This window comes from Romboutsia sp. 13368 (genome assembly GCF_018336475.1).
Classification (GTDB): domain Bacteria; phylum Bacillota; class Clostridia; order Peptostreptococcales; family Peptostreptococcaceae; genus Romboutsia.
Genome location: NZ_CP048741.1, coordinates 1,472,886 through 1,475,046, shown reverse-complemented (window position 1 = coordinate 1,475,046; position 2,161 = coordinate 1,472,886). Strand labels below are relative to the sequence as shown.

Here is a 2,161-nt window from a genome sequence, read left to right as displayed (position 1 = left end):
TTAAGTTAGAATTTTGTATTAAAATATTGAAAAAAATAAGAAATATATTATAATATGAAAATAGGTAAAATATAGATATTTATATCTATAAGCTAGAAAGGATAATAGATATGTCAAAGCAATTAGTAAAAGAAAGAGTTATAAAGTATTTAATGGAGGACTTACTAGTACCGCATGATATGATAGATACTGATGTGCCATTATCAGAGTTTGAAGAAGGTGCAGAAGGTATAATAGATATAATAGTAAGCGTTAAAGATAACGAAGACTACTTAGTTCCAGTTATGTTAGTTAGCTGCTTAGATGAAGATGTAGAACTAGAAGGTGAAGTAGTACAAAAGCAAATAGACTTCTTAGAAGATGTTGATAATATAACTACAGCAGGTAGAATAATATTAACTAACGGAGATCAAATGATGTATGCTGATTGGACTGGAGAAGAGTACGATACAGAAGCAGCTCTTCCAACATATGAGCAAATGGAAAAAGAATTATTTGAAATGGAAAAATTAGTTAACGAACACAATCACCATGGATGCGGATGTGGATGTGGAGACCACCATCATCATGAAGAAGAACATGAATGCTGTGGAGGACANNNTCATGAAGAAGAACATGAATGCTGTGGAGGACATGGACATCACGGACATGACCATGATTGTGGATGTAAACACTAATAAATAAATACATACGAACTTGACTATACATCTCAATAATGTTATTATAAATATGTTAAAAATTCTATATAAAAACCGTAAATGTTGGGGCAAAAACAAAGGATTTATTAATATAGGGATTTATAGCGTCGTTCGATTAGAAAAGACTACTTTTATAGTAGTCTTTTTTTATTTTATTCTAAATATAAAAAGCATATTAATANTAAAGTAAAGTGAATTTTTATAAAAAATATAAATAAAAAAAGGAAATTTGATAGTTGAGGTAGAATAATATACTAACAAACTTATTGACATTTAAATTAAATTGAGTGACATATTTTCAAAAAAGCTATCATACTATAGATGTAGATGAAGCTAGAGAAAGATAATATCTCTCAATTAACAAACTATATGTATAAAAGGGGTTAGATTATGGAGGCTAAAAAAGAACAGACTTATGAAAGTTATATTTATTCCGATTCATCAAGTGCATCTAATACTATGAAAATGTATTTAAAAGAAATAGAAGAATACCAAATGTTATCTGCTAAAGAGGAAGTAGAATTAGCTAAAGCTATAATTGACTCCTCAGAGGAAGCAAAGGAAAAATTCATAAATGCAAATTATAGATTAGTTGTGAGTATTGCTAAAAAATACAGAAAAGAAAGTGTAGATATGCTTGATTTAATCCAAGCAGGGAATCTTGGACTTATAAAAGCAGTTGAAAAGTACGACTATAAAAAAGGATTTAAGTTTAGTACTTATGCAACTTGGTGGATAAAGCAAAGTATAACAAGATATATAGATGATTGTGAAAATACTATTAGGATACCAGTTCATCTTCATCAAAGAATAAATTTTGTAAAAAGAAAAAAACAAGAACTTGCAAATGTACTTCAAAGAGATCCTAGTATGGAAGAACTTGCTGAAGCTTGCGAACTTGATGTCGATAAAGTTTTAGATATATTAAAAAGAGATAAAAATATAGTATCTCTTGATACTCCAATAAAAGAAGATGAAGACAGTAGTCTAGTTGAGTTTATACCTTCTGATGCACACTTTGGGGACGTTGTAATTCATGAGGTTGAACAAAAAAACTTAAGAGAAAAAATTGAAGAAGTACTAACTGGTCTTAGCGATCAAGAACAACAGGTTCTTAGAATGAGATTTGGACTTGATGATGATACGCCTAAAACTTTAGAAGAAATAGGTAGAGTATTTGGCGTTACTAGAGAGAGAATAAGACAAATCGAAGCTAAGGCTATACGTAAGCTAAGACATCCAAGTAGACTTAAGTTACTTAAAAACTTCTATTAATTAACACCAAAGGTGGGAAATGTTTTCCACCTTATTTTTATTATCTTTAAGTAAATAGTAGCACATATTGATTTATATCGCATCTAAAATATAAGTAAAATTCAAAAAGAATAGTAATAAAAATTAGGCTATGTTAGCTTTCTTTGTGATAAATGCAATATAAMAWTASCAATAAATAACTGTTTATA

1 protein-coding gene is annotated in these 2,161 nt (G+C 28.9%); it reads left to right on the top strand.

The genetic code is table 11. From position 1 onward, the window contains the following. The first annotated feature begins 1,088 nt into the window (after positions 1–1,088). Positions 1,089–1,973 carry a sigma-70 family RNA polymerase sigma factor gene (locus tag G3997_RS05945; protein WP_296644382.1) on the top strand — a complete coding sequence of 295 codons (885 nt, stop codon included), beginning with the start codon at positions 1,089–1,091 and terminating at the stop codon, positions 1,971–1,973. The last annotated feature ends 188 nt before the right edge of the window (positions 1,974–2,161 follow it).